The organism is Saccharopolyspora sp. NPDC047091 (assembly GCF_040643635.1).
Lineage (GTDB): Bacteria > Actinomycetota > Actinomycetes > Mycobacteriales > Pseudonocardiaceae > Saccharopolyspora_C.
Map to the genome: position 1 here is coordinate 1 of NZ_JBEYUS010000092.1, position 19,810 is coordinate 19,810.

General features: G+C 73.6%; 20 protein-coding genes and 1 riboswitch. Of the genes, 10 read left to right on the top strand and 10 right to left on the bottom strand.

The genetic code is table 11. The features are described 5' to 3' along the window. Both ABZ805_RS26670 and ABZ805_RS26675 read left to right on the top strand, forming a co-directional pair. On the top strand, positions 1-1,062 hold a 1,062-nt coding region (locus ABZ805_RS26670; protein ID WP_358445829.1), incomplete at its 5' end, for an aminotransferase class I/II-fold pyridoxal phosphate-dependent enzyme. Positions 1,063-1,078: 16 nt separating this feature from the next. Beyond that, a complete protein-coding gene (locus ABZ805_RS26675) occupies positions 1,079-1,960 on the top strand; it encodes a dihydrodipicolinate synthase family protein (protein ID WP_358445831.1) in 882 nt (293 codons plus the stop codon). Positions 1,961-2,169: 209 nt separating this feature from the next. Here ABZ805_RS26675 and ABZ805_RS26680 read toward each other — a convergent pair whose 3' ends face one another. Genes ABZ805_RS26680 through ABZ805_RS26690 form a run of 3 tightly spaced genes read right to left on the bottom strand, consistent with a single transcriptional unit; the run spans position 2,170 to position 5,527 of the window. Next, complete coding sequence (locus ABZ805_RS26680) at positions 2,170-3,051, bottom strand: ABC transporter permease subunit (protein WP_358445833.1); 882 nt, start codon at positions 3,049-3,051, stop codon at positions 2,170-2,172. Further along, the gene (locus ABZ805_RS26685) at positions 3,048-4,007 is read right to left on the bottom strand and encodes an ABC transporter permease (protein WP_358445836.1); all 960 of its coding nucleotides are present in this window, start codon (positions 4,005-4,007) and stop codon (positions 3,048-3,050) included. Before ABZ805_RS26685 ends, ABZ805_RS26680 begins: the two co-directional genes overlap by 4 nt. Further along, complete coding sequence (locus tag ABZ805_RS26690) at positions 4,004-5,527, bottom strand: ABC transporter substrate-binding protein (RefSeq protein WP_358445838.1); 1,524 nt, start codon at positions 5,525-5,527, stop codon at positions 4,004-4,006. Before ABZ805_RS26690 ends, ABZ805_RS26685 begins: the two co-directional genes overlap by 4 nt. Before the next feature lie 90 nt (positions 5,528-5,617). Next, positions 5,618-5,785: riboswitch (cobalamin riboswitch) on the bottom strand. A gap of 267 nt (positions 5,786-6,052) precedes the next feature. Here ABZ805_RS26690 and ABZ805_RS26695 point away from each other — a divergent pair. Further along, a complete protein-coding gene (locus tag ABZ805_RS26695; RefSeq protein WP_358445841.1) occupies positions 6,053-6,787 on the top strand; it encodes a hypothetical protein in 735 nt (244 codons plus the stop codon). Between the two features lie 124 nt (positions 6,788-6,911). On the opposite strand, the gene ABZ805_RS26700 is transcribed toward ABZ805_RS26695, so the two are convergent. Beyond that, positions 6,912-7,457 (bottom strand): SMI1/KNR4 family protein, encoded by a 546-nt coding sequence (locus ABZ805_RS26700; protein WP_358445844.1) that lies wholly within the window; start codon positions 7,455-7,457, stop codon positions 6,912-6,914. Between the two features lie 141 nt (positions 7,458-7,598). Here ABZ805_RS26700 and ABZ805_RS26705 point away from each other — a divergent pair, with 141 nt between their 5' ends. Then, positions 7,599-8,312: a hypothetical protein gene (locus ABZ805_RS26705; protein ID WP_358445847.1), complete on the top strand. Its 714-nt coding sequence runs from the start codon at positions 7,599-7,601 to the stop codon at positions 8,310-8,312. Positions 8,313-8,489: 177 nt separating this feature from the next. On the opposite strand, the gene hrpB is transcribed toward ABZ805_RS26705, so the two are convergent. Beyond that, positions 8,490-10,919 (bottom strand): ATP-dependent helicase HrpB, encoded by a 2,430-nt coding sequence (hrpB, locus tag ABZ805_RS26710; RefSeq protein WP_358445850.1) that lies wholly within the window; start codon positions 10,917-10,919, stop codon positions 8,490-8,492. Positions 10,920-11,086: 167 nt separating this feature from the next. On the opposite strand from hrpB, the gene ABZ805_RS26715 reads away from it, so the two are divergent. Continuing rightward, positions 11,087-11,422 (top strand): antibiotic biosynthesis monooxygenase family protein, encoded by a 336-nt coding sequence (locus tag ABZ805_RS26715; protein WP_258341700.1) that lies wholly within the window; start codon positions 11,087-11,089, stop codon positions 11,420-11,422. Positions 11,423-11,511: 89 nt separating this feature from the next. On the opposite strand, the gene ABZ805_RS26720 is transcribed toward ABZ805_RS26715, so the two are convergent. Then, the gene (locus ABZ805_RS26720) at positions 11,512-12,438 is read right to left on the bottom strand and encodes a hypothetical protein (protein ID WP_358445853.1); all 927 of its coding nucleotides are present in this window, start codon (positions 12,436-12,438) and stop codon (positions 11,512-11,514) included. A 56-nt stretch (positions 12,439-12,494) separates the two neighbouring features. Further along, entirely contained in the window at positions 12,495-13,736 is a 1,242-nt protein-coding gene (locus tag ABZ805_RS26725; protein ID WP_358445856.1) for a hypothetical protein, read from the bottom strand. Between the two features lie 65 nt (positions 13,737-13,801). On the opposite strand from ABZ805_RS26725, the gene ABZ805_RS26730 reads away from it, so the two are divergent. From ABZ805_RS26730 to ABZ805_RS26745, 4 genes are read left to right on the top strand one after another with little or no spacing between them, the layout of a single operon-like run. Then, complete coding sequence (locus ABZ805_RS26730; RefSeq protein ID WP_358445858.1) at positions 13,802-14,044, top strand: hypothetical protein; 243 nt, start codon at positions 13,802-13,804, stop codon at positions 14,042-14,044. Further along, positions 14,041-14,253, top strand: a complete 213-nt coding sequence (locus tag ABZ805_RS26735; RefSeq protein WP_358445861.1) for a hypothetical protein — start codon at positions 14,041-14,043, stop codon at positions 14,251-14,253. Before ABZ805_RS26730 ends, ABZ805_RS26735 begins: the two co-directional genes overlap by 4 nt. Further along, on the top strand, positions 14,250-14,414 hold the full coding sequence (locus tag ABZ805_RS26740) for a hypothetical protein (RefSeq protein WP_358445863.1): 165 nt from the start codon (positions 14,250-14,252) through the stop codon (positions 14,412-14,414). Before ABZ805_RS26735 ends, ABZ805_RS26740 begins: the two co-directional genes overlap by 4 nt. Positions 14,415-14,468: 54 nt before the next feature. Then, positions 14,469-15,167 (top strand): dienelactone hydrolase family protein, encoded by a 699-nt coding sequence (locus tag ABZ805_RS26745; protein ID WP_358445866.1) that lies wholly within the window; start codon positions 14,469-14,471, stop codon positions 15,165-15,167. 63 nt (positions 15,168-15,230) lie between these two features. Here ABZ805_RS26745 and ABZ805_RS26750 read toward each other — a convergent pair whose 3' ends face one another. The 3 genes from ABZ805_RS26750 to ABZ805_RS26760 all read right to left on the bottom strand — a co-directional run bounded on the left by ABZ805_RS26750 (position 15,231) and on the right by ABZ805_RS26760 (position 18,934). Then, positions 15,231-15,917: an excalibur calcium-binding domain-containing protein gene (locus ABZ805_RS26750; protein WP_358445868.1), complete on the bottom strand. Its 687-nt coding sequence runs from the start codon at positions 15,915-15,917 to the stop codon at positions 15,231-15,233. 246 nt (positions 15,918-16,163) lie between these two features. Beyond that, positions 16,164-17,600 carry an NADP-dependent phosphogluconate dehydrogenase gene (gene gndA, locus ABZ805_RS26755; protein WP_358445871.1) on the bottom strand — a complete coding sequence of 479 codons (1,437 nt, stop codon included), beginning with the start codon at positions 17,598-17,600 and terminating at the stop codon, positions 16,164-16,166. Between the two features lie 137 nt (positions 17,601-17,737). Beyond that, positions 17,738-18,934: a dipeptidase gene (locus ABZ805_RS26760; protein ID WP_358445874.1), complete on the bottom strand. Its 1,197-nt coding sequence runs from the start codon at positions 18,932-18,934 to the stop codon at positions 17,738-17,740. A gap of 246 nt (positions 18,935-19,180) precedes the next feature. Here ABZ805_RS26760 and ABZ805_RS26765 point away from each other — a divergent pair, with 246 nt between their 5' ends. Further along, complete coding sequence (locus ABZ805_RS26765; protein WP_358445876.1) at positions 19,181-19,687, top strand: DUF664 domain-containing protein; 507 nt, start codon at positions 19,181-19,183, stop codon at positions 19,685-19,687. The last annotated feature ends 123 nt before the right edge of the window (positions 19,688-19,810 follow it).

Genomic DNA, 19,810 nt, shown 5'->3' on the forward strand with positions numbered 1-19,810 from the left:
GTCCTGTCCTGGTCGGACCCGGACGTCCGCATCTACGCCCGCAACGGCAACGTCAACCAGCACGCGCTGGAGACCAAGCTCGCCGCGCTGGACGGTGGCGAGTCGGCGCTGGTGTTCGCCAGCGGGGTCGCCGCGCTGCACGCCGTGTTCTTCACGCACCTGCGCGCGGGCGACCACGTGGTCGTCTCGGCGGTGACCTACGAGGCGGTGTGGCGGTTGTTCGCGGAGCTGCTGCCGCGCCGCTACGGCATTGAGGCCACGTTCGTCGACAGCACCGACCTGGACGCGGTGCGCGCGGCGGTGCGCCCCACGACGCGGCTGGTGCACGTGGAGACCATCGCCAACCCGACGACCGCGGTCACCGACATCGCCGCGGTCGCCGAGATCGCGCACGCGTCGGGGGCGCTGCTGAGCGTGGACGGCACGTTCACCCCGCCGCCGCTGTACCGGCCGCTCGAAGACGGGGCCGACCTGGTGGTGCACTCGCTGACGAAGTTCATCAACGGGCACGGCGACGCCATGGGCGGCGCGGTCATCGGCTCCCGCGCGCTCGTCGCGCAGATCCGGGCGGACGCGGGCGTCGACGTCGGCGGCGTGCTCGCCCCGTTCAACGCCTGGCTGATCATGCGGGGTTCGGTGACGTTGCCGCTGCGGCTGCGCCAGCACCTGGCGAACGCGCAGCGCATCGCCGAATTCCTCGACGCCGAGCCGCGGATCGCGTTCGTCGCCTACCCCGGGCTGCCCGGGCACCCGCAGCACGAGCTCGCGACCCGGCAGTTCGGGGGCCGGGGCGCCGGGGCGGTGCTGGCGTTCGCGCTGGACGGGGACCCGGCGGTGCAGAACCGGTTCGTCGGGGCGCTGCGGGTGATCACCTCGGCGGTGTCGCTGGGGCACGACGAGACGCTGATCGTGCACGTCGCGGCCGGGGCGCGCGGCGGCGACGAGCACTACCCCGAGCAGTTCCGGCGCTACGGCCACCTGCGGCTCGCGGTCGGCTTGGAAGACGCCGACGACCTCATCGCCGACCTGCGCGGCGCGCTCGACGCCGCGCTGCCGGCCTGACCTCCGAAGAGGACGCATGTTCACCGGACTCAGCGCGTTCCCGCTGACCCCCGTCACCGACCGGGGCGTCGACGAGGCCGCGTTCGCGGGGCTCGTCGAACGGCTCGCCACCGCCCCGGTCGACTCGATCACCGCGCTCGGCTCCACCGGCAGCTACCCGTACCTGGACCGGGCGGAGCGCGCCCGGGTCGCGCGGTTGACCGTGCAGCACGCCGGGGACGTCCCGGTGCTCGTCGGCATCGGCGCGCTGCGCACCCGCGAGGTGCTGGCGCTGGCCGAGGACGCGCAGCGGGCCGGGGCGGCGGGCGTGCTGCTCGCCCCGGTGTCGTACCAGGCGCTGACGGACGAAGAGGTGTTCGGGCTCTACGCGGACGTCACCGCGGCGCTGTCGGTCCCGCTGGTGGTCTACGACAACCCGGGGACCACGCACGTCACGTTCACCGACGAGCTGCACGCGCGGATCGCGGCGCTGCCGCACGTCGCCTCGGTCAAGATCCCCGGGGTACCGGAGCCGGTGGACCGCGTATCCCGGTTGCGCGGCCTGCTGCCGGAGCCGGTGACGCTCGGCGTCGCCGGTGATCCGCTGGCCGCCGCGGGGATCCTCGCCGGGTGCCGGGCGTGGTACTCGGTGCTGGCCGGGACGGTGCCGGAGGTCGCGGCGGCGATCGCGCGCCCCGCGTTCGCCGGGGATTCCGCTGCGGCGACGGCGGAATCGGCCCGGCTGGCGCCGCTGTGGGAGCTGTTCGGGCGGTGCGGCAGCCTGCGCGTGGTGTCCGCGATCGCCGAGGAGCTCGGCCTCGTCGCGCACCCGAACCTGCCGCGCCCGGTGCGCGGCCTCCCGCCCGCGGAGCGGGCCGAGGTGGCGCGGCTCGTCACCGAACTCGACCTCCGCAGCTGATCCGGCCCGAGCACGTCGAGTGAACGGACCGTTCGTCCGAACTCGTGGGACGGGCGGTCCGTTCACCCCGACCATCCTGAGGTGAACGGACCGTTCGTCCGACCAGATGGGACGAACGATCCGTTCACTCGGCCCCCGCGCAGAGACGATCTCGCCCGGTCGCGGGGTGAACGGACCGTCCGTCCAGCTCTAGTGGACGAACGGTCCGTTCACTCCACCCGGACGACCCGGGTGGACGGCTCCTCCGACCGATGCCGCGGACGAACGGTCCGTTCACCCGGCGCGGGCCGGGTGCCGGGTCCGCCCGTCACCAGGTACCGGTCCACGAGCAGGTTGAGGCCGGTGCACAGGGCCACCAGCAGGCCGGCGGGCACCAGCACCGCGCACGGTTGCAGGAACAGCGCCTCCTGGTTGCGCTCCACCAGCACCGCCCAGTCGGCGGTCGCCGGGTCGAGCCCCAGGCCGAGGAAGTTCGCCGAGGCGACCAGGTACAGCACCAGGCTCAGCCTCCCGCCCGCGTCCACCGCGACGGGCCCGAGCACGCCGCGCCCGACGTAGCCGAAGTGCACCCGCCACCACGATTCCCCTTGCAGCGCCATGGCTTCCACCACGCCGCGCCGCCGGGTGCCGAGCGCGGCGCTGCGCACGATCCGCACCACCGCGGGCAGTTGCAGCAACGCGACCGCGACGAGCAGCGCCGCCCCGGTCCTGGTACCGGTCGCGGCCAGCACCATCAGCACCAGCAGTCCGGGCAGCGCCAGCACCAGGTCCAGCCCGCGAGTCAGCCACCGGTCGATCCACCGGTGGGGCTGCCCGACGGCGGCCAGCGCCAGCGGCACCCCCACCAAGTAGGTCAGCAGCAGCGCGCCGCCCGCCAGCACCAGCACCGAACCGCCGCCGTGCAGCGCGAGGGCCAGCACGTCCCGCCCGAGCACGTCGGTGCCCAGCGGGTGGTCCGCGCCGGGCGGCAGCAGCGGGACGTGCGCGGCCCGCACCGATCCGCCGCCGGGCAGCAGCGCGGCGAGCAGCGGCCCAGCCAGCGCCGCCAGCAGCGGGACCCCGAGCAGCAGCCATCCGGCGGCCCGGCTCATCGCGTCCCCGCCCGGAACCGCCGCGCCACCAGGTCGATGCCGAGGTTCAGGCCGATGGTGATCGCCGCGAACAGCAGCGCGTAGCCCTGCACCACCGGCAGGTCGCGCGCCTTGACGGCTTCGACGAATCCGGAGCCGAGGCCACCGAGCGCGAACAGCGCCTCCACCACGACGACGCCGCCGAGCAGCCCGTCCACGGTGCGCGCCAGCTGCTGCAGCACCGGCCCGAGCGTGTTCGGCAGCACGTGCCGCAGCACCACCTGCCGCTCGCCGAGCCCGGCGCGGCGCACGTGGGTGGCGTACTCGGCGCCGTTCGCGGTGACCACACCGGTGCGGACCTGGCGGGCGAGCGAGCTGAGCTGCTTGGCGACGAGCACGCCGACGGGCAGCACCAGCACCGCGGGCTGCGTCATCAGCGCCCACCCGGACAGCCCGCCCGCGGTGGCGGGCAGCCAACCGGCCTGCACCGCGAACACCCCGACGAGCAGCAGCGCGAGGGCGAACTCGGGCACCGAGTTCAGCAGCACCACCACCGAGTTCACCGTCCGGTCGAACCGGCTCCCGGCGCGCAGCCCGCTGCGCACGCCGAGCCATCCGGCGAGCGGCAGCACGATCAGCAGCGTCAGCGCGGTGAGCAGCCCGGTGGTGGCGGCGTTGCCGGTGATCTCGTCGAGCACGGGCCTGCCGGTGCGCAGCGAGGTGCCGAGGTCGCCGTGCAGCACCCCGCCCGCCCACTGCGCGAACCGGGTGCCCCAGGGCAGGTCGAGCCCGAGCCGTTCCCGCAGCACCCGGACCTGCCCGGTGTCGGCGTGGTCGCCGAGCACGACCTGCGCGGTGTCGCCGGGCAGCAGCGCGGTGAGCGCGAACACGCCGACGGCGACCACCGCGATCTGCACGAGCGCGACGCCGAGCCGGGGCAGCACCGCGGCGGAGACCCGCGCGGCGGGCGCGATCAACCCACGCTCACCCGGTCGAACCTGGCCCAGTCCAGCGAGTTCGGCGGTGCGCCCCGCACTCCGGAGACGGCGGTGGAGGTGGCGACGTTCCAGCCGCTGAACCCCCACACCACGTTCCCGCTGCTCTCCCGGGCGAGCCGCTGCGCGCGCACCAGCAGATCGGCGCGGTGCGCGTCGTCGGCGGTGGCGAGCGCTTCGGCGTAGAGCGCGTCGAACTCGGCGGACCGGTATCCGGTGTAGTTGTTGCTCCCGGCGTCGGAGGTCATCCGCTGCCCGAGGAACGTCGGCACCGGCAGCGCGGCGGTCCGGGACAGCGAGGCGACCCCGTGCTCCTTGATGTCGGAGAAGTACGTCTCGGACGGCCCGATCCGCGGCGACACCCGCATCCCGGCTTCGCCGAGCTGCTGGGCGATGAGGCTGGCGGCGGATTCGAAGTAGGGGTCGACGGAGCTGGTCTGCAACTCCCAGCTCAGCCCGTCGACGCCGGCCTCGCGCAGCAGCGCCCGGGCCCGGCCGAGGTCGCGCGTGGGCGCGGGCAGATCCGCCGGGTAGTACTTCAACCCGGCGCCGAACAGGTCGTTGCCGAGCCTGCCCTGGCCGCTGAGCGCGATGTCCAGCAGCGCCTGCCGGTCCAGCCCGGCGCGCACCGCCTGCACCAGCCGCGGATCGGAGAACGGTGGCCGGTCCACCTTCAGCAGCAGCGCCTGCATGGTGCCGAACGGCGCCGAGTGCACCCGCGCCCGGCCGCCCTGCTCCAGCAGCCGCACCGAGTTGGCGCTCACGTCGTGCGCGTAGTCGACCTGCCCGGACAGCAGCGCGTTGACCCGCGCGCTCTCCTGCTCCATCGGCACGAATTCCAGCTCGGCCGGGGTGGCGGGTCCGGACCAGTGCCGGTCGAAGCGGGCGAACACGGCGGGCCCACCCGGTTCGAACGAGACGAAGCGGAACGGCCCGGAGCCGACGGGCGCGGTGAAGTCGGTGGTGCCCGCGGGCACGATCTCGGTGGCGGGGGCGCCCCACGCGGAGGGGAATTCGAAGTTCGGCGAGCCGAGCACGAGTTCCAGTTCGGTCGCCGAGATCGCCCTGCTGGCGCCGAAGTCGACGTCGGCGAAGTGCGAGGCGGCCTGCGCGGCGGTGGCGTCGTCGGCGATGCGCCGGTAGGTGAACAGCACGTCCTCGGCGGTGACCGGTCTGCCGTCGTGGAATTCGGCCGGGCGCAACCGGATCCGCCACCGGGTGCCGGTCGGGTCGGGCTGCCAGCTCTCGGCGAGCCGCGGCACCACGCTCATGTCGTCGGCGTACCCGACGAGCGTGTCGAACAGGGCTTTGGCGCGGGCCTGGTCGACGAACAGCGAACCGGTGTGCGGGTCGAGCGATTCGGTGGCGCCACCGGCGGGGAACGCCAGCCGCAGCCTGCCCGCACTCGTCCCGGAACCGCCCGCGCAGGACACGAGGGGAACCGCGGCGATCGCGCCGGCCACGCCCGCGAGCAGCCGCCTGCGGCCGAGCACGCCGCTCACGCGGCGCGGAACGGTTCGGGGACCGCGAAACCGGGTGTGTGCGGGAAATCCGGGTGCACTGCGTACCTCCTCCGGGGCTCCGCGACCCCGTGCGAATCGGTACGACGGTGCCAGTCTCCTGGCTCGCGGATCGACGTCGCGCCCGGCCTTCCCATCGGCTGCCCGACAGTGGCCCTGGTGGACGCGGCTCCCCGTTCACAGTGGCGGGACCGCACCGGATTCGCACCGGTTTCCTGCACACCGTCGCATTGGAACGACTCGTCAACTTTTCAGCCCGCGTCGTCCCTTGTCAAGGAAGTGTGAATCGCCCGGCATCCCGTCACCGCGGGTCGCGGCCCGATCGCCCACCGCCCGCGGACGGCCGGGCCGCAGCGGCGATCGCCTTCCGGAGAACGGCGGCGCCGCTCGGCCGCTGGACGGTCGAGGGGATTCCCGCGTTCGGCGGCGGAGGGCCCGCGGAACGGCGGCGGCCGCGCCCGCACCGGACAGACTCACGGCACCCGCCGACGATGACGAGGAGCCGCCATGCCCACGCCCGGTTTCCCACCCGGAACCCTGGACGCCACCGGGTATCCGATCTGGCTGTCCGAACTGGACGTGCCGGGACCGAACCACACCGCGCACCTGGTGCGCGACCTGGAACCGGTGCGGGCGCTGGAGATCCTCGGCGCGGATGCCGCGTCGGCCGCTCCGTGCACGCTGCCCGAGCAGCGGCCGGACGAGTTCACCTCGCTGCCGCGCGCGGCCCTCGGCGACCCGCAGTGCCTGTCGGTGCTGCTGGCGACGCGCATCGGCGGCTGGACGCTGGTGTTCGACGACGCGGGCAGCACGTTCCAGGTGGGCGGCCTGGACACGATGCGCGCACTGCTCGGCGGGATGCGCACCGGCGACTGGTCGGCGCTGCAGGACGAGGCCCCGCCGCGGCCCGCCGCGCAGGCTCCCGCCGAGGCGCTCTCCGCGTCCGGCGGGCCCGCGGTGATGCTGCACGCCAACATCAGCGGGCTGCTCAGCATCGACTACGCGGTGGACGGTTCCCGGGTCTACAGCACGACTTCCGACGACATCGACCACGAGACCGAGCCGCCGCCCGCCGCGGTGCGCGCGGCCGCGGCGGCCGCGGGCATCGTCGAACGTCCCCATCTGGAACCGGGCGAGACCGACGAGGCGGCGGTGACCCGCATCGGCTGCGCGCTGGCGGGAGTGACGTGGACGATGGACGACCTGCGCGCGGCGCCGCTCCTCGCGGTCGCGCTCGTCTGATCACCGACGTCCGGTTCCGCCGCGCGGCTCGGGTGGTGTTGCCGGGCCGCCGCGCGGGACGTCGGTGAGTTCGGGTCCTCGGTCGAGTTTCGGTTCGCGCGGCGGGACGTCCGCCGGCGGCCGGTCAGGCGAGCGCGTCGGCGACGAGGTCGCCGAAGGTGCGGTACTTCGCCGGGGCGCCGTCGGCGGTGTCCCAGACGCAGGCGGTCCAGCCGCCGTCCGCATCGCCGGAATCCGGGCTCAACACCCAGTACACGCCGTCCTCGTGGTCGGCGATGAGCAGCGAGCGGCGCAGCACGGCGAGTTCGTCGGCGAAGAAGTCCAGGTCCGCCCAGGCGTCCATCAGCTCGGCGCGGAGGTCCTCGAACCTGCCGACGCCGTCGAGCCGGAACAGGCCGTGCAGCTCGTCGCCCGACTCGCTCCAGCCGTCGCTGACCAGCAGGAAGTTCCGGAAGCTCGGCGGCAGCGCGCATCCGAGGCGTTCCTCCGCGGCCTGGACGGCGTCCTCGGTGGCGGGTTCGCGCCCGAGCCAGCCGGTGCGGCGCTGCTGCTCGGAGACCGCGATCCGCCCGTCGGCGACGAGCTCGCGCAGCATCCGCGACGCGAGGTGCGCCGCGCTGTGCGCGCGCAGGAAGCCGTGCCACTCCTCCACTGTGGCCGGTGCGGTCATGCCGATGCCCCTTCGAAGATCAGGATGGTCCGGCGCAGATTTCCCCGATCCGGCCGCGCGCCGCACCCTCCGGAGCCGGAAATCCGCTCACCCGGGGGAAAACCTCCACCTGGACGCATCCGGAACCGGACTGTCGGTGCCGTGGTGCACGGTATCGCCGACGAACCGATCGAGCTGGAGACGACGATGTCCGCACCCGCATTCCCCGCCGCAGCACTGGATTCCAGCGGCTGCCCCGCCTGGATCTCCGAACTCGGCGCGGAGGACCCGCACCAGATCGTGCACCTGGTTCGCGACCTGCAGCCCCGCGAGGCGCTGGAGTTGCTCGGCGGGCGGCTGAAGCACGCACGCCCCTGCACGCTGCCCGCGGAACGGACCGATGAGCACTCGTCGCTGCCGCGCACCGCGCTCGGCGACACCGACTGCGCGTCCGCGCTGCTGGCCGGGCGGATCGGCGGGTGGACGTTCGTGTTCGACGACGCGGGGCACACCAGCGCGGTGTCGGACGAGCAGGGCAGGTTCGAGTCCCCCGCGGTCGCGCTGTCCCGCACCGGAGGCGCGGCGCTGGGCCTGGCGCACAACTTCAGCGGACCGAGCTGCGCCCTGGACTTCGCCGAGCACGGCGCCGAAGTGCTGTCCACCAACTCCGACGACATCGACTTCGACGTGCCCGGCCTGACCGGGCGGTTGCGGGAGGCGGTGGAGGCCGCCGGGATCGTCGAGCAGGACTACCTGGACCCAGGTGAACGGGACCCGGACGCGGTGATCCGCACCGGCTGCGTCCTGGCCGGCATCACCGGTTGGACCCTGGCGGACGTGCGCGCCGCCGACCTGGTCCTGCTCCCCTTCGGCTGACCGGAGCCGCCTGACCTGTGCTGCGGAGTGAACGGACCGTTCGAACGACTAGATCGGACGAACGGTCCGTTCACCCCGCACCAGGAGCGTGCCGGTGTCTCGGCGGCCCGCACCGATGAGTGAACGGACCGTTCGTGCAACCGGACCGGACGAACGGTCCGTTCACCCCGCGTTCGATCAGCTGGGGCGGCGGGTTCGGCGGGTGGGGGTCGCCGTGGTGGGATCGTCGGGCCACGAGTGCTTCGGGTAGCGGCCGCGGAGGTCGGCACGGACCTGCGGGTATCCGGTCGCCCAGAACGATTCGAGGTCGGCGGTGACGGCGGCGGGCCGCCCGGCCGGGGACAGCAGGTGCAGCAGGAGCGGCACCCGGCCGTCGGCGAGCAGCGGCACCTGGCGCCAGCCGAAGACCTCCTGCACCTTCACCGGGAGCACCGGCCGCTCCCCGGAGTAATCGATCTTGATGCGAGAGCCGGACGGCACCTCCACGGTCTCCGGCGCGAGTGCGTCGAACCGCGCGGCCTGGTCCCAGGGGATCAGCCGCCGCAGCCCTCCCCCGGCGGAGATCCGCGCCAGGTCGGCGCGCCCGCGCGCCCGGGACAGTTCCGGTTCCAGCCACGAATCGGCTTGGGACAGCAGGGATTCCTCGTCGACGGCGGGCCACGGTTCGCCGATCGACGCGTGCAGGAAGCCGATGCGGTGCCGCAGGCGCACCGCGTCCTGACTCCAGGCGAGCAGGTCGAGCCCGTCCTGACGCAGCCCGTCGAGCAGCGCGGCCCGCAGCAGCGCCGGATCGGGTCGGCGCAGCGGCCTGCTGTCCACGGTGATCGCGCCGATGCGTTCGGCCCGGACCGCGCGCACGTCGCCGCCGGTCCAGCCGACCTCGTCCCGGGTGCTGTGCAGGGCGGCCGCGACCCGGCGCGCGAGCGCTTCGTCGATGGGCGCGGCGAGCCGGACCGTGCCGTGGGCGGCGCCGGGTGCGCGGTCGGCGACGGCGACGGCGAGCCATTCGGCGTGCCGCAGCGGTGATCCGGCGGGCAGTTCGACGGCGGTCCCGGAGGCCATCAGGTAGACCGGCGAGTCCGGGGCGCGGCGGCGCGCGACGCGTTCCGGGTAGGCGAGCGCGACGACGTCCGCCGCCGAACCTCCTCGCCCGGAACCGTCGACGCGGTCGGCGAGCCTGCGGGATTCCCGCCGCCACCGGTCGGATCCGGGTCCGCCGCGCCGCAGCCGAGCCAGCGCGGAGTCCACATCGGACTCATCGGTGACGGTGTCGTCGTCGAGCAGCGCCACGACTTCGCTCGCGGTCCGCGCACCCGCCTGCTCGGCCCCGTCGAGCAGTGCCCGCGCCAGCCGCGGGTGCAACCCGAGCTCGGCGAGCCGCGCCCCCCGGCCGGTGACGGCGCCGTCGGCGGTGAGCGCGCCGAGCCCGCGCAGCACCTGCTGCCCGGCGGCGAGCGGTCCGGAGGGCGGCTCGTCCCACCAGGTCAGCGCTGCACCGTCCGGCGTTCCCCAGCAGGCCAGTTCCAGCGCGAGCCGGGTGAGCTCGGCGGTGCGGATCTCGGGTTCGGCGAACGCGGGCAGCGTGCTGTGCTCGTGTTCGGGCCAGCAGCGGTACGCCACACCCGGCCCCTGCCGCCCGGCGCGGCCGGCGCGCTGGTCGGCGGCGGCCCGCGACACCCGCACCGTGGCGAGCCCCGCCAGCCCGCGCCGCGTGTCCACTCTGGACACCCGGGACAGCCCGGAGTCGACGACGGCGCGCACGCCGGGCACGGTGAGGCTCGACTCGGCGACGGCGGTGGCGAGCACCACCTTGCGCCGATCACCCTGCCGCAGCGCGGAATCCTGCTGTCCGTGCGGCAACCTGCCGTGCAGCGGGAGCACGTCCACTTCGGGCAGGTCGGCGAGCGCGGCGGCGACGCGGCGGATCTCCCCCGCACCGGGGAGGAAGGCGAGCACGTCGCCGTCCTGCTCGTCGAGCGCGGTCCGCACCGCGCGCGCCACGCACGCCTCGATGCGTTCCCGGCGGTTCGGCGGCAGGTAGTGGTGTTCGACCGGGTAGGTGCGGGCTTCGGCGTGCAGCACGGGTGCGCCGCCGAGGACTTCGGACGCGCGGGTGGCGGCGAGCGTCGCCGAGGTGGCCAGCAGCCGCAGGTCGGGGCGCAGCCCGTCGCGGGCGTCCAGCAGCAGCGCCAGCAGCAGATCCGCGTCGAGGTGCCGCTCGTGGCACTCGTCCAGCACCACCACGTCCACATCGGACAGTTCGGGGTCGGCTTGCAGCCTGCGCACCAGCAGGCCGGAGGTGACCACTTCGACGCGGGTGCGCGGGCCGCGCCTGCGCTCACCGCGCACCGAGTATCCGACGGTGGCGCCCACGTCCTCGCCGAGCAGCTCCGCCATCCGGCGGGCCGCGGCCCGGGTGGCGAGCCGTCGCGGTTCGGCGACGACCACGCGCAGCCCGCGTTCGGCGAGCGCCAGCGGCACCAGCGTGGTCTTCCCGGTGCCGGGCGGGGCGACCAGGACGGTGGTGCCGTGCTCGGCGAGCGCGTCGGCGACCTCGCCGAGCACCGGCTTCACCGGCAGGTCGGGGAGGCTGGAGAACTCGGTCATCGCAGCACAGTGTCCCCTCCGCCCGCTCGCGAGCCCTCGCCGAGGTCCACGCGACCGCGCCGGACGCACGTGGACCGAATCGGACGACGCCACTCGATTTGACGCGAGTCAGGTTTCTGACACACTGCATGTCAGGAACCTGACATCGAGTTGATTGCGAGACCTCCATGCCGAGCACCATCGAGCAGGGCGCGCCGCTGGCCACCCTGATCAACGTCTTCACCGTCCGCCCGGAACGGCAGCGCGAGCTCGTCGACCTGCTCAACCAGGCGACCGAAGAGGTCATGATCACGCTGCCGGGTTTCGTGTCCGCGAACATCCACGCCAGCACCGACGGCACCAAGGTCGTCAACTACGCGCAGTGGAGCGACGCCGACGCGTTCCGGGCGATGCTCGCGAACCCGGTCGCGCAGCCGCACATGACCGCCGCCGCCGAAGTCGCCGAGTCCTACGAACCGCACCTCTACGAGGTCTCGGCAGTGCACGCCATCGACCAGCTCTAACGCGAACCACCCAGGTGAGCGGCCCGTTCGCCCCACCTCCGCGGGCGGGTGGGCCACTCACCTGGCGCGAGCCGGGGCGCGGTGGGTGATCAGCGCTGCGGGAGGCGGTGGCGGAGGTGGTCGAGGACGTCGGAGAGCGTGGTGGGCAGCGGTGCGCGCGAGGTGCGGGAGACCGCGCGGCGCAACCGGTTCTCGGTGCGGGCGGAGCTCATCTGGCCGAGCATCGGTGCCACCGCGATCGCGGCCCGCTCCGCCTCGACGACGTCACCGGCCGCCAGCGCCGAATCGAGCAGGCACGCCCGGTGGATGTAGAGCGCCCACCGCTGGCGATCCTTCCCTGCCGCACGGTCCACCGCGCTGCTCAGCAGCGGCAGCGCCTCCGCGTGCCTGCCCAGCGAGGCGTGCAGGCTCCCGGCGTGCCCGTCGAGCTCCCGCTCGTCGAACCACCACGCCCACTCCGGATCACGGCCGCTCACACCGTCCTCGAACGTCACGCGCGCCCGGTCGAACGCCCGCAACGCCGCCGGACCGTCCCCGAGGTGCCCCAGCGCACGAGCCTTGCGGAGCCGGAACAACGCCCGCACCCGGGTGGGAATCCGGTCGTCCTCGCCGAAGCGCTCGGCGATCCGCAGCGCTTCCCGCTGCCGCCCGGAGTACGTGCCACCCAACGCCTGGTTCGACAGGATGAACCACTGCATCGACGTGTCCCCCGCGATCTGCGCCAACATCAACGCCTCCGCGTTGACCAACCGAGCCTCCCCATGCCGCTGCGCATCGATCAACATCCACCCCGCGACCTCACCCAACTCCGCCGTCACCGCCTCCAGATCCAGCTCCACACCCGACCGGAAACGACCCGACGCCAACACCCGCTGCGCATCCCGAAACCGCCCCACCACCGCGTCCACCACCCCACCGGAACCCAACAGCGAATCCATCCGCACGAACTCCTCTATCGCAGCGCGCAAGGACTCGACGTAATCCGCGTCGGCGGATCCGCCCGGTACCCGTTCCATGACGATCTCCTGACGTTTCTGCTCCGGTGGGTTCCGCCACCACCTCCCCGCGAATGTCAGCGCTGCGGGAGGCGGTGGCGGAGGTGGTCGAGGGCGTCGGAGAGGGTGGACGGGAGCGGTGTTCCCGCCGTGCGGCCGATGGCGCGGTGCAGCACCTGCTCGGTGGCGATGGACGCGATCTGGCCGACCATCGGGGCGATCTGCGCCGCCGCCCGCTCCGCCTCCGGCAAGTCGCCCGCCGCGAGCAGTGCGTCGAGCAGGTTCGCGCGGTGGATGTAGAGCCCCCACTGGTAGTCCACCACCTGCTCGGCCTCCTCAGCCGACTTCGCCAAGTAGGGCAGCGCCCGCCCCGGGCGCCCGGCGGTGGCGTGCATCAGCCCCCGGTGCGCCGAGACCACCTGCTCGTCCACCCACCACGTCCACGCCGGGTCACGCCCACCGATCCCGTCGTCGACGGTGACCCGCGCTCGATCGAACGCGTGCTCCGCGTCCGAGGTCGCCCCCAAGGCCCCGAGTGCTCGCGCCGCACGCACGTCGAACAACGCCCGCACCCGGCCGGGAAGCCGATCATCCTCCGCGAAGCGCCGGGCGATGCGCAGCGCCTCGCGCGGGCGCCCGCTGTTGGTCGACGCCAACGCCTGGTTCGACAGGATGAACCACTGCATCGACGTGTCCCCCGCGATCTGCGCCAACATCAACGCCTCCGCGTTGACCAACCGCGCCTCCCCATGCCGCTGCGCATCGATCAACATCCACCCCGCGACCTCACCCAACTCCGCCGTCACCGCCTCCAGATCCCGCTCCACACCCGACCGGAAACGACCCGACGCCAACACCCGCTGGGCATCCCGAAACCGCCGCACCACCGCGTCCACCACCTCGCCCGAACCCAACAGCGAATCCATCCGCACGAACTGGCCGACCGCGCCGCGCAGCGATTCGACGTAGCTCGCGTCGGCCGGGGGACCGTGCTCCAGCGGATCCGGTCCGGCGGTCGGCGGGACCACCGGTTCGGGGGTCGACGCGGGAACCGCCGCGGCGAAACCGAGCTCGGCGTCCGAGGCGACGCCCAGCACCGCGCGCAACGCCGCCCGGTACGGCGCGGTCGGGAGCCGGACCGCACCCCGCTCCCACTTCGCCAGCAGGTGCGGATCGAGGTCGTGGCGCTTGCCGGTCTCCCGCCACAACCACGCCGACACCGCGGACGCCAGCTCGGAACGCGACATCGGCTCACCGGGTGCGCGACCGGAGGCGGTCCGGAGCCGGGCGGCGCGCAGGGCTTCGTTGGGCAGACCCACGGTTACCCATGATGACCACTCCGCTGACCTGACGTCCACGCACCCTCCGCAAACAAGCTGTCACCATGAGTGATCGACGAGATGCGGCGAAGTGGGTCGGGAGCCGGTACCGCGCGGTGGCGCACGCGGTACCCGCCGACTGGCGGTGGACGCCCGGATGCGTGGCGCGGGCGCTGTGCGGGCGCGAGGTCCGCCCGTCCTGGCCCGGGTTCCTGCTGCCGTCCGGGGTGTGCCCGGACTGCCGGGAGCGGGCCGGGCACGCCCCGCCGCTCGCCCACCGGCGTCCGGCCCCGCGGCGGCCGCGATGATCTTCTTCGCCCGCTACCGCGACACCGCGCTCGGCGTGTCCGGGCTGCTCAGCCACGCGTTCGAGGTCCGGCATCCGGCCGAGCGCGGTCGCGCGCTCACCTCGCGGTGCGGCGGGAGCTTCGCGCCCGACGTCCTGGCCGTGCTGCCGGGCTGGAGCGGGAACCGCTGCCCGGCCTGCGAGCTCGACCTGGCCCGGCGGGCGCGGTGACCGCCGCCGACGGGTGCGGCACCATCCCCGCCCCGGATCGCGCGCGGCACGGCACCGGCTGGGTCCACCTGTGCAGCGGCGAGCTCACCGAGCCGCCGCCGCGCACGAGCCCCGACCTGGCCGTGCTGGAGGCGGTCCTGACCCGGTTGCGGGAACTCTGACGCCACCCGCCCCACCCGATGCCGACCGGGACCCGCAGGTGGTGCAATGCGGGCATGGCTGACAACCCCATGCAGAACGTGACCTTCCCCAGCAACGGGCATACCGCGCACGGCTACCTCGCCCTGCCGGAATCCGGTAGCGGGCCCGGCGTCGTGGTGATCCAGGAGTGGTGGGGGCTCACCGACCACATCGCCGACGTCACCAACCGGCTCGCCGCCGAAGGGTTCGTCGCGCTCGCCCCCGACCTCTACGGCGGCCGCACCACCCACGACTCGGACGAAGCCGGGCAGCTCATGCAGGAGCTGCCGATCGAAGGCGCCGCCCGTGACCTCGGCGGGGCCGTCGACTACCTGCTAGCCCACGACGCCGTCACCAGCGAGAAGATCGGCGCCGTCGGATTCTGCATGGGCGGCGGGTTCGTCCTGGTGCTCGCCGCGCAGCAGGGCGACAAGATCGCCGCCGCGGTGCCGTTCTACGGGGTGCTCCGCGAGGACTACCCGAGCTTCGAGAACCTGACCGCACCGCTGCTCGGGCACTTCGCCGAGCAGGACACCCTGGCCCCGCCGGACGCCGTCGAAGCCCTCGCCGACCGCATCGAGAACGAATCCGGCACCCGGCCCGACTTCCGGATCTACCCGGCCGGCCACGCGTTCTTCAACGACGAGAACCCCATAGGCACCTACGACTCGGTGCAGGGCGCCAAGGCCTGGGGCGCCACGCTCGAATTCCTGCGGGCCAAGCTGGAGGGCTGACCCGCGACGAACGGCCCGCCCACCCGAGCGGATCGGGTGGACGGGCCGTTCAGCTGAGCGGGGTCAGTTCTCGCAGCCGATCCCGTCGCCGTCCCGGTCGAGCTTCGCGCTGTACCCCGGTTCCCCGCGGTAGACCGGTGCCGCCCCGGCCGCGCGGGCCGCGGCGCAGTTCTCGTAGTACACCGACGGCGCCGGGTCGTCGTAGGTCTTCGCGACGTACGGCTCCGGCTCGGGGGTGTGCGGGGCGGCGGGAACCTCGGGCGTGCTGTCGACGGTCCGGGGCAGCCGCACCGGGCTCGGGGCCGGTGCCGGTTCCGGTGACGGCGCGGGCGCGGGCGCGACCAGCTTCACCACGACCGGCGCCGAGAGCCGCACCGCGGTGCCCGCGGCCGGTTCGATGGCGCTGACCACCCAGGTCTCCGGCACCGGCACCGCCGAGGTCGTGTCCGCGGACACCGCGGTCACCGCGGTCAGCCCCAGCGCGCGCAGCTCGTCGAGCACCACCCGGGCGCCCCGGCCCGCGACGACCGGCAGCACCACCTCGGGTTCCGGGGGCTCGACCGCCACCGGGGTGGTCGTGACCGGGAAGACCGGCGCCCGCTCGGCCTGCGGCGGCGAGGCGCAGGAGGCCGCCAGGCCGACGACGAACAGCAGCAGGAAGACGCCACCGGTGATCCACGGCCACTTGCGCTGGTGCGGCCGCGGCAGGGAGGGCGTGTTCGGCAGCTGCGGGAACGTCCGCATACCCATGTCCGTTTTCTCTTTTCCGCCCCGGAGGGCGCATCGGGCCTGATGCCGTTCACCAGGCTCGATGGACATGTCGCCGAACACGGACGGTCGTTACCGAATGCACTCCGTCGGCCTAACGGAGCCCGCGGACGAGCGACGAGATGCAGCCCGCCGCAGCCGACCGAGAGCACCCACCGCCGAACGAGGCCCCGAACGCCGAAAGGCCCGCGGCACGCCGGAGCGCACCGCGGGCCCTGGTGGCACCGATCAGGCGGATTCCTCGGCCCGGTTCGTGTCCCACCGGGTGTGGAACGAGCCCTCCACGTCGGTGCGCCGGTAGGTGTGCGCGCCGAAGTAGTCGCGCTGCGCCTGCGTCACCGCGGCGGGCAGCCGCTGCGCCCGCAGCGCGTCGTAGTACGACAGCGCCGCCGAGAAGCCCGGCGTGGGGATGCCCAGTTCAGCGGCCGTGGCCACCACGCGGCGCCACGCGTCCTGCGCGGCGGCGAGCTCCCGGGAGAACTCGGCGTCCGCCAGCAGCGTCGGCAGCGCCGGGTCCGCCGCGTAGGCGTTGCGGATCCGGTCCAGGAACGCGGCGCGGATGATGCAGCCCCCGCGCCAGATCGTCGCCATCGAACCCAGGTCGACGTCCCAGCCGTACTCCCGGCTGCCCACCGAGATCATGTTCCAGCCCTGCGCGTAGGACACGACCTTCGACGCGTACAGCGCCTGCTCCACGTCCTCGGCGAGCCGCTTCGCGTCCTCGCCGGACAGCGCCGCGGGCTGGGGGCCGGCCAGGTCGCGCGCGGCTTCGCGCAGGTCGCCGTGCCCGGACAGGCTGCGGGCGAACACCGCTTCGGCGATGCCGGAGACCGGGACGCCCAGTTCGAGCGCGGTCTGCACCGTCCAGCGGCCGGTGCCCTTCTGCTCCGCCTGGTCCTGGATGACGTCCACGAACGCGGCGCCGGTGCGGGCGTCGGTGTGGGTGAGGACCTCGGCGGTGATCTCCACCAGGTACGAGGCGAGCCTGCCCTCGTTCCAGCCGCGGAACACGTCGGCGATCGCGGCCGGCTCCAGCCCGCCCGCGTGCCGCAGCAGGTCGTAGGACTCGGCGATGAGCTGCATGTCGGCGTACTCGATGCCGTTGTGCACCATCTTCACGAAGTGCCCGGCGCCGCCGGGGCCGACGTGGGTGCAACACGGGGTGCCGTCGACGTGGGCGCTGATCTTCTCCAGCATCGGCCCGAGCGACTCGTAGGCCTCCGCGGAACCGCCCGGCATGATCGACGGGCCGTTCAGCGCACCCTCCTCACCACCGGAGATGCCGGTGCCGACGAAGTGCAGGCCGCGACCGCGCAGCGCCTCGTCGCGGCGGCGGGTGTCCTCGAAGTGCGCGTTGCCGCCGTCGATGATCACGTCGCCCTCGTCGAGCAGCGGGGCGAGCTCGTCGATCACCGCGTCGGTGGGGCCGCCCGCCTTGACCATGATCACGACCCGGCGGGGGCGTTCCAGCGACGCCACCAGGTCGGCCGCGGACTCGGCGGCGACGAACTCGCCCTCCTCGGCGAAGCGCTCCATGAACTCGTGGGTGCGTCCGACGGAGCGGTTGTGCACGGCCACCGTGTAGCCGTTGCGCGCGAAGTTGCGGGCCAGGTTGCGCCCCATGACCGCGAGACCGGTGACCCCGACCTGCGCCAGCTTGGACATGAATACCTCTTTCGCTCCGGATGCCTCGTGGGAACAACTCCGCCGTCGCGGCGGGTGTTCCCGGTTCGGCGAACATCACCTCGCCGGGTGGTGCTCGCATGGGTGCATGCTCCCCCGATTCGGCGGGGGCGGCGGGATCAGCCGTCCAGGTCCTCGATGGTGGCGACCGACGGGCGCTCGGTGGCGCGCAGCCGGTCCGCGACCTGTTCGGCGTCACCGAGCACGCGGATCGCGTTGCGGTGGGCCAGTTTCGCGAGGTCCTCTTCGGACCAGCCGCGATCGATCAGTTCGGCGAACAGGTTCGGGTACCCCGCCACGTCGGCGAGGTCCTCGGGGGTGCTGGCGACGCCGTCGAAGTCGCCGCCGATCCCCAGGTGGTCGACGCCCGCCAGCTCGCGCATGTGGTCGAGGTGGTCGGCGACGGTGGCCGCGGTGGCGGGCGGGCGCGGGTGCTCGGCCTCGTGGGCGGCGCGGAACGCGGCCACCCGCTCCTCGTCGTCCTCGTCGACGCCCGCGGCCGCGCGCGCGGCTTCGTAGTCGCGCAGCCAGTTCCGGGTCTCCTGCCGCACGAACGCGGGCACGAAGGTGGCCATCGCGACGCCGCCGTTGGCGGGGAGCGCGGCGAGCACGTCGTCGGGGATGTTGCGCGGGTGGTCGCACAGCGCGCGCGACGACGAGTGCGAGAAGATCACCGGGGCTCGGGACACGCGCAGAGCGTGCCGCATGGTGTCGGCGGAGACGTGCGAGAGGTCCACCAGCATCCCGATCCGGTTCATCTCCCGCACCACCTCCTCGCCGAAGCGGGTGAGGCCGTGCGCGGCGGGTTCGTCGGTCGCCGAGTCGGCCCACGGCACGTTGTCGTTGTGCGTGAGCGTCAGGTACCGCACGCCGCGGGCGTGGAAGGCGCGCAGCGTGGCCAGCGAGCAGGCGATGCTGTGCCCGCCCTCGGCGCCCATCAGTGAGGCGATGCGGCCGTCGGCCATCGCCGCCCGCACCTCCGCGGCGGTTCCGGCCAGGCGCAGCCGGTCCGGGTGCCGGTCGACGAGCCGCAGCACGCAGTCGATCTGCTCCAGGGTGGCGGCGACGGCCCGGTCGCCCTGGAGTTCGGCCTCGACGTAGACCGACCAGAACTGGCCGCCGACGCCGCCCGCGCGCAGCCGCGCGAGGTCGGTGTGCAGCGCCGCGGACTGGTCCTGGGCGATGTCCAGCCGCTCCAGGTCGTAGGCGCCGTGCTCGCGCAGCGCCCACGGCAGGTCGTTGTGCCCGTCCAGCACGGGGTGCCGCGCCAGCAGGGCCCGCGCTCGTTCCACCGAGGTCGGTTCCGCGTCGCTCATGGCACCTCACGTTCGGTCGCGCGCCCGGAGGCGCGGTGGCTCGTCCCTCCGAGGTGTCTACCCGCACCGGCACCGCGCTTCAAGGTCGACGCCGGGACGGTTCGATCACTCCATGATCGTCCACTGTGGACTTAACGTCGCCGCGGAACCGGACGTACCGGGCTCGCGCCGGGTGCCCTCGTCGGTGCCTGCCCGTACCGTGGAACGCGGCACGACCGAACCACCGCGGAAGGGGCGCTCAACGAGATGACCAGCGCAGACGTGCTCGTCGACGGATACGACCGGATCCAGGGCTCGGTGCACGAGGCGGTCCGCGGGCTCGAACCGGAGCAGCTGGAGTTCCGCCTCGACCCGCAGGCCAACACCATCGCCTGGCTCACCTGGCACCTCAGCCGAGTGCAGGACGACCACCTCGCCGGAGCCGCCGGGACCGAGCAGGCGTGGCTCGCCGAGGGCTGGCGGGACCGGTTCGAGCTGCCCTTCGACGCGGCGGACATCGGCTACGGGCACAGCTCGGACCAGGTCGCGCAGGTGCGCGCGCCCGCATCGCTGCTGCTCGGCTACCAGGACGCGGTGCACGAGCGGACCGTCCGCTACGTCCGCACCCTCACCGACGCAGACCTGGACGAGGTGATCGACGCCGACTGGACGCCGCCGGTCACCCGCGGGGTGCGGCTGGTGAGCGTGCTGGCCGACGGGTTGCAGCACGCAGGACAAGCAGCATTCATCCGCGGCGTCCTGGAACGACGGTGATGGGACGGCTCGACTCCTGTTGCGCAGGGGGCGGGTGGCGGAACCTCAGCGGGATTCTCGCTGCGGGATCGTTTTCACCGGTGGCTCCGCCACAGGCGAAAACGCTGTCCTCGCGAGAATCCC